The organism is Actinomadura geliboluensis, from assembly GCF_005889745.1.
GTDB classification, from domain to species: Bacteria; Actinomycetota; Actinomycetes; order Streptosporangiales; family Streptosporangiaceae; genus Spirillospora; species Spirillospora geliboluensis.
Window position 1 is genome coordinate 1 of the sequence record NZ_VCKZ01000485.1, and the last position, 6,427, is coordinate 6,427.

The 6,427-nt window shown below is 72.3% G+C and carries 7 protein-coding genes and 2 pseudogenes; 1 reads left to right on the forward strand and 8 read right to left on the reverse strand.

The features are described from left to right. From ETD96_RS39170 to ETD96_RS39185, 4 genes are all read right to left on the reverse strand, one after another. On the reverse strand, nucleotides 1–297 hold a 297-nt coding region (locus tag ETD96_RS39170), incomplete at its 3' end, for an anti-sigma factor family protein (protein WP_171069451.1). Further along, a complete protein-coding gene (locus ETD96_RS39175; protein ID WP_171069452.1) occupies nucleotides 294–809 on the reverse strand; it encodes a sigma-70 family RNA polymerase sigma factor in 516 nt (171 codons plus the stop codon). The genes ETD96_RS39175 and ETD96_RS39170, both read right to left, overlap by 4 nt. A 47-nt stretch (nucleotides 810–856) precedes the next feature. Then, nucleotides 857–1,564: an LmeA family phospholipid-binding protein gene (locus ETD96_RS39180; RefSeq protein ID WP_138641545.1), complete on the reverse strand. Its 708-nt coding sequence runs from the start codon at nucleotides 1,562–1,564 to the stop codon at nucleotides 857–859. 85 nt (nucleotides 1,565–1,649) lie between these two features. Next, nucleotides 1,650–1,904: a MoaD/ThiS family protein gene (locus ETD96_RS39185; protein ID WP_138641546.1), complete on the reverse strand. Its 255-nt coding sequence runs from the start codon at nucleotides 1,902–1,904 to the stop codon at nucleotides 1,650–1,652. A gap of 197 nt (nucleotides 1,905–2,101) precedes the next feature. Here ETD96_RS39185 and ETD96_RS39190 point away from each other — a divergent pair, with 197 nt between their 5' ends. Continuing rightward, nucleotides 2,102–2,818: a winged helix-turn-helix transcriptional regulator gene (locus ETD96_RS39190; RefSeq protein ID WP_138641547.1), complete on the forward strand. Its 717-nt coding sequence runs from the start codon at nucleotides 2,102–2,104 to the stop codon at nucleotides 2,816–2,818. 17 nt (nucleotides 2,819–2,835) lie between these two features. On the opposite strand, the pseudogene ETD96_RS47805 reads toward ETD96_RS39190, so the two are convergent. The 4 genes and pseudogenes from ETD96_RS47805 to ETD96_RS46275 all read right to left on the reverse strand — a co-directional run. After that, nucleotides 2,836–3,396: pseudogene (locus ETD96_RS47805) on the reverse strand (alkaline phosphatase family protein); the annotation flags it as partial. Nucleotides 3,397–3,457: 61 nt separating this feature from the next. After that, nucleotides 3,458–4,438, reverse strand: a pseudogene (locus ETD96_RS47810) (alkaline phosphatase family protein); the annotation flags it as partial. Between the two features lie 29 nt (nucleotides 4,439–4,467). Beyond that, the gene (locus tag ETD96_RS46270; RefSeq protein WP_240808545.1) at nucleotides 4,468–5,664 is read right to left on the reverse strand and encodes a Dyp-type peroxidase; all 1,197 of its coding nucleotides are present in this window, start codon (nucleotides 5,662–5,664) and stop codon (nucleotides 4,468–4,470) included. Beyond that, nucleotides 5,661–6,386 carry an EfeM/EfeO family lipoprotein gene (locus tag ETD96_RS46275; RefSeq protein ID WP_205719687.1) on the reverse strand — a complete coding sequence of 242 codons (726 nt, stop codon included), beginning with the start codon at nucleotides 6,384–6,386 and terminating at the stop codon, nucleotides 5,661–5,663. Before ETD96_RS46275 ends, ETD96_RS46270 begins: the two co-directional genes overlap by 4 nt. Nucleotides 6,387–6,427: the final 41 nt, after the last annotated feature.

Here is a 6,427-nt window from a genome sequence, read left to right on the forward strand (position 1 = left end):
CCCCGCGGGGCCCCGCCCGCCGGCCAGGCGCCCCAGGGGTCCGAGCGGTCCCCTCCTCCGCTCGGCCGCCCTGGCGAGCAGCCCGTCCAGCAACTCGGGCGCCGGCCCGGCCAGCTGTTCGAGCTGCTCCCGCTCGACCCGCCCGAGCAGTGCGGGCAGGCCGGCCAGCCCGGCGAGCTCGTCCCGGCAGGCGGGGCAGCGTTCCAGGTGGCCCTCCACCTGGCTCCGCTCGCCGGGGTCGAGCGCGCCGAGCACGTACACGCCGAGTGAGGTGCGCACGTCCGTGCAGTCGTTCATGGCGCCAACCCCCGCTCCTCCAATGCGAGCTTGAGCGCCCGCAGTGCGTAGAAGGTGCGGGACTTCACCGTGCCGGGCGGGATGCCGAGCGTCTTGGACGCCTCGGCCACCGACCGGCCCTTGTAGTAGGTCTCTACCAGGACGGCCCGGTGCGACGGGCTCAGCCCCGCCAGGGCCTCGGCCACCGTCCAGGACTCCAGCGCCCGGTCGATGTCGTCGGAGCCGTCGGCCGTCATCATGACGTGCTCGTCGATCCCGGTCTCCGGCGGCCGCGCGCGCTTGGCGCGGTGCGCGTCGACGACCAGGTTCCGCGCCACCGTGAACAGCCACGGCCGCACGGGACGCCCCGCCAGCGCCTCCGGATGCCGCCACGCGCGCAGCAGCGTCTCCTGCACGACGTCCTCGGCCTGCGTCCGGTCCCCTCCCGTCAGCCGCAGGACGTACCCGAGGAGGGGACCTCCGTGCTCGCTGTACAGGGCGCGAAGCAGACCCTCATCGGCGGTCGGACCCACACCACTGTCACGTACGCCCCGACCGGGCGGTTCACCGCCGGCGCGGACTATCTGCGGCCCTGCTGGAGATCGTTCAGGTGGACGTTCTCGGCCGTCGCGGCGACGCGCAGCCCGTCCGGCGTCGGCTCGATGTGGCTGATCCGCGACCCGACCGGCAGGTCGGCGACCGGCACGACCCAGGTGAGCTGCTTCTTCACCAGCGCCAGCGGGATCTGCGCGGCGCCGTCCGACCCCACCGAGACGGGCGAGATCGCGATGCCCTTGGCGGTCGGCTGCACCTCCACGACCGCGGTCCCGGAGACGGGGAAGCCGAGGATGCTGCCGGTGAGGTCGACCGAGAGGTCGTCGCCCTTGGGCCGCAGCGCCGTGACCTCCTTCGGCGCCTCCTTGCGGATCACGTCGTAGGGGATCACGGCGGACGCGGTCGCCGTCTTCGCCGTGACGTTCGCGGAGCTGCCCTTGCTGACCTCCGACAGCGGCGCGTTCACCCCCCGCATGTCGACGGTGACGCCGGAGACGGTGACGCCCTGCTCCGTCCAGTCGCCGATCTCGACCTCGATGTGCTCGTACTCGCCGCCGACCGCCTGCGTCAGGAACGGGATGCCGTGGATCGTGACGTCCGGCCGCTGGGACAGGTTGTACTGCGCCGCCACCTGCTCGCCGATCTTGTCCTGCGCGACGCGCACGCCGAGCCGGTCCGCGGCGACCAGCACCACGGCCACGAAGATCAGCAGTACCAGCAGTACCTTCCGCATGTCTCTCCTCCGACGACGGCATGCGATCGCCACACCTTAATGCGGGTTCACACCGAATCGGGACACACCGGAAAATGACCTTGCGTCACCCGCCCGCGAACGGCGGCAGCACCTCCACGACCCCGCCCTCGGGCAGGACGACCGAGGCGTGCGGCCGGCTCCCGACCGGGTCCCCGTCGATCAGGAACGAGCTCCGCCGGACGACCCGCGCGAACTCCTCGTCCCGCCCCGCCGACGCCGCCGCCAGCGCCTCCGCCAGCGTCCCCGCCTCGTACGGCTCCTCCGGCGTGCCCGCGGCGGCCTTCGCCGCCGCCCAGTACCGCATCGTCCCCTTGGCCATGGGACCAGTATTCAACGTCCTGCCCCGGGGCCGCCGGGGACCGGTCCGTTATGCTCTGGAGGAGGGATCCGGGCGACGAGGCCATGGAGTTCATCCGAAAGGCCCTTCATGGTCGCCTCGTCGTTGAGTCGCCGACCCTGGGCGGGGCTGGGGAGATGAGCCGTCCGGGTCCTACGTCTTTGGACGGGAGGCGGCACTTGAGCAGCCTGCTCTTGCTGACCAACGCGTTGGAGCCCTCCGACGAGGTCCTGCCCGCGCTCGGACTTCTGCTGCACTCGGTGCGCGTCGCCCCCGCGGAGGCGTCCGCGCTGATCGACACGGACCCGGCCGACGTCGTGCTGGTCGACGCCCGCCGCGACCTCGTCCAGGCCAAGAGCCTGTGCCGGCTGCTGCGCACCACCGGACTCGACTGCCCGCTGCTTGCCATCGTCACCGAGGGCGGCCTCGCCGCTCTCAGCCCCGAATGGGGCCTGGACGACGTGCTGCTGCAGACCGCGGGCCCCGCCGAGGTCGAGGCCCGGCTGCGCCTCGCCGTGGGCCGCGCCGCCGCGGGCACCGACGACGACGAGGTCCCGGGCGAGATCCGCAGCGGCGACCTCACGATCGACGAGGCCACCTACACCGCGCGCCTGCGCGGCCGCGTCCTCGATCTGACCTTCAAGGAGTTCGAGCTGCTGAAGTACCTCGCCCAGCACCCGGGCCGGGTCTTCACCCGCGCGCAGCTCCTCCAGGAGGTCTGGGGCTACGACTACTTCGGCGGCACCCGCACGGTCGACGTCCACGTCCGGCGCCTGCGGGCCAAGCTGGGCGCCGAGTACGAGTCGCTGATCGGCACCGTCCGCAATGTCGGCTACCGCTTCGTCCCCGACCACCGGCCCGGCGACGCCGAGGAGAAGACCCCGGCCCGCGCGTAGCCTCCGCCAGGCCGCCCCTACCGCAGGACGGCTCCGGTCCTCGGGTCGAGGAGGACGCGGCGCGCCTTCGGGCGGTCGAAGTCGAACAGGTGGGCGAGGGTTCCGGCGCGGGCGTCGAAGGACGCGCCGCCGATGCGTCCGGTGCGCCAGTTGTCCTCGATGAACCGCAGGATGGACGCCTGTTCGAGCAGGTGGTGGTCCACGTGGTCCGCCTTCGCGTAGGGCGAGACCACCAGCATCGGGAGGCGCTGGCTCGGGCCGCAGCGGCCGTCGTGGCCGCCGGCGGCCCGGACGCGGCGGCAGGCGGGCTCGTCCTGGGCGGCGTCGTCCGAGCCGTTCGTGATCCGCGGCCGGGCGTGGTCGTACCAGCCGTCGGAGTCGTCGTAGGCGAGGACCACCGCGGTCGACGCCCACTCGGGCGACCGCTGGATCTTGTTGATCGTGGTGGCGATGAACCGCTGCTCGTCCAGCGGGTCCGAGTAGCCCGCGTGGCCGTCCTGGTAGGCGGGGGCCTTCAGGAAGGAGACGGCGGGCACGGTGTGCGCGGCCAGGGCGGTGTCGAAGTCCGTGAGGTCGTACTGGTTTCGCCTGGTCCGTCCGGCCGATCGCGGCGGGCGACGAAGGCGGCAGGTGCTTCTCGTTCGCCGTGGACTTGTAGTACTGGAACGGCTCGTGGTGCGGGCTGTAGTCGATGACCCGGTTGCCGCCGATGTTGGCGTGGGCGGAGCCGCACACCTTGTAGCCGTTCTTCGTCCCGGTCGGACGGAATCCGCCCTGGAACCAGCCCCACGTGACGTTCTTGGCGTTGAGCAGGTCGCCGATGTTCCGGCCGGTCATCACGGCGAGGTTGTTGTCGGACGTGTGGCCGTCGTTCGAGCAGTCGTCGAACGCCGGGTCCGGGTCGGTGATGACCGTGCCGATGCCCTCCGCGTTCGGGGACATCACCACAGAGGTGTCTGACACCTTCTGGTGCGTTTTCGGGTCGACCGCGTAGCCGCCGTACGTCTGGCCGGAGACCAGGTTGAGCGCACCCGGCGTGGACGGCCCGAAGACCGAGTCCCACGAGTTGTCGCTCATCGCGTAGTGCTGCGCGTAGTTCCACATGGCGGTGACGGTGTTGCCGTCGAAATAGTCCATGACGAGGCCGGGTTCGCCGAACAGGACGGGCTGGCCCGTGCACTTGTCGTGCTCGGTGAATTCGACGAACTTGTTCATGCGACCGCCGTTGACGGCTTTCTGCTCGGCGGCGTAGCCGTGGTTCTGGTCGCAGGTGAGGGCCTGGGAGTGCTTCAGCCGCTTCGGGTTGAAGCGGTTGGGGTTCCGCTTCAGGAGTTTCTTCGTCAGGCCGTTGGCCTTCGGGGTGTTCCGGGCGGCGTGGAAGGGCGTGCCGTCGGTGTTCGCGGCCCTCGGGTACATCCCGAAATAGTGGTCGTACGAGACGTTCTCGCCGTAGATGACCACCAGGTGCCTGATCGGCGTCAGCGGCGGCTCCGGCGGCGCCTGCGTTTCCGGGCTCCCGGTGGCCGCGCGGGAGTCGTGCACCGGGCGGCAGGCGGTTCCGGACACCGCCAGCACCCCGGCCGCCACCGCGGACGCGGCCAGCACTACGGGCCTGCGCATGTCCCCTCCTTCTCCGCCGACCGGCTCGTCTACATCAGCAGAGCCCTTCCGAAGTGGTCGGAGGCGTCCACGACACCCGGAAGTGCGAAGAAATAACCGCCGCCGAACGGAGAGATGTAGTCGGTGAGGGGCTCGCCCCGCAGGCGCTCCTGGACGGCCTCGAACTGGCGCGGCGGATCCTGCTGGTAGCAGGTGAAGGCGAGCCCCATGTCGAGGTCGCCGGCCTCGCCCACGCCCCGGTCGTAGTTCCAGGCGCGGCGCAGGATCCGGCTGCCGCCGGTCTCCGGGACGCGCGGGTTCGCGCGCCGGATATGGCTGGTCAGCGGGATGACCTCGCCGATCGGGTCGCGGGCGTAGCGGGGGACGTCCCGCTCGCGGGTGCCGTCGAGCGGCGCGCCGGTCTCGCGGGCGCGGCCGAACATCCGCTCCTGCTCGGTGAGGGAGACGCGGTCCCAGAACTCCACGAGCATCCGGATGAGCCGGACGACCTGGTACGTGCCGCCGGCCGTCCAGGCGGGCTCGGATCCGTCCCGCGCGGCCCAGACGAGACGGTCCATCTCGGCGCGGCGGGCGGTGTCGGGGTTGGCGATGCCGTCCTTGAAGCCCATGAGGTTGCGGGGCGTCCCGGACGGGCGGGGCCGGCTGGTGAATCCGCTGATCCGCCACCGGACGCGCATCGCGCCGCGCGTGTGCCGGCAGACGTCCCGCAGCGCGTGGAGGACGGTGTCCTCGTCGGCGGCGCCGAAGCGCAGCAGCAGGTCACCGTGGCACCAGGCCGGGTCGAGGTCGTCGTCGGGGAACGTCCGCATCGCCGCCAGCCGTGCCGGGCGCCGCGCGGCCAGGCCGAAGCGGTCGTCGAACAGCGACGCGCCGATGCCGACCGTCAGGGCGAGGCCGCCGGCCGGGACGTCCGGGCCGAGGACGCCGGAGTCGGGCGGCGGCCCGGTCACGCCCACCTGGGCGGGCGCGCCGCCGCTGGTCACCGCCCTGGCGCGGGCGGTCAGCGCGCGGAAGAGATCGGCGAGTTCGGCGCGCTTCTCGGTGAGCACGTCGCACGCGGCGATGATCGCGCGCGGCTCCGGCCCGTCCAGGATCCCGGCCTGGTGGACGCCGTGGAACCCGCGAGCGCCCGGTCCCGCGGGCGGCGGCGCGCCTCGGGCGACCGCGCCCGTGACCCCGGCGGCCATCGCGCCGCGCAGGAACGTCCGCCGCCCCGGCGCGGTCACGGGGTTCTCCGCACTTCGGCGATGGTCGCGACCGATGACAGCCGTTCGACGAGTTCGCCGATCGCGCCGTCGATGCGTTCCCGCTCCATGGTGGTCAGCCGGGCCAGGGGCGTCCAGTGGCCGTGCCTGTGCTCCGCCCTGATCAGGCGCGCGGCACGGTCGAGCCAGGCGTCGATCGCGGTGAGGTCCATGCGGTCTTCGAGCAGGGGGCGGAGCGGTGCGAGGACGGCCCGCGTCCCGTCGAGGTTCGCGGCGGCCGTGGCGAGCGTCGTCCCGCTGTCCTGGTCGGCCTTGCCGGTCAGCTCGAACTGGAGCGTGTTCTCCAGGATCTCGTGCGCGCGGAGGCCGAGATCGTTCGGGTCGATCTGCTGCTGCGGGAAGGCGTCCCGTAAGGCGGCGACATCGTGGGCGAGCCGGTCGGCCGGAGCGCGCAGCGAGGCTGTCGGCTCGCCGTGCCACAGCCCCCGTTCGACCCGGTGGAACCCGGTGAAGCCGGGATCGCGCACGCCGTCCGGCAGCCCGGCCGGGCGCCCGTTGATCTCGTCGGCGGCGTCCCCGAACGTCCCGTAGGCGGCGCCGAGCCGTTCCCACGCCAGGTGCGCGGGCAGCCATGCCCTGCGCGCCGCGCCGAGATCCCCCGATCGGACGGCGTCGCGCAGCTCGTCCGTGCGCTGTTGCAGCGTCCGCAGCCCTTTGACGATGTAGGCGCGGTAGGCGCGCACCGCCGGATACAGGTCGTTCCGGGCTGTCTCTTATACACATC

Bases quoted from the DNA above. Each gene is read 5' to 3' on its own strand.
- ETD96_RS39180 (WP_138641545.1), bottom strand. From the start codon at position 1,564: ATGCGGAAGGTACTGCTGGTACTGCTGATCTTCGTGGCCGTGGTGCTG.
- ETD96_RS39185 (WP_138641546.1), bottom strand. From the start codon at position 1,904: ATGGCCAAGGGGACGATGCGGTACTGGGCGGCGGCGAAGGCCGCCGCG.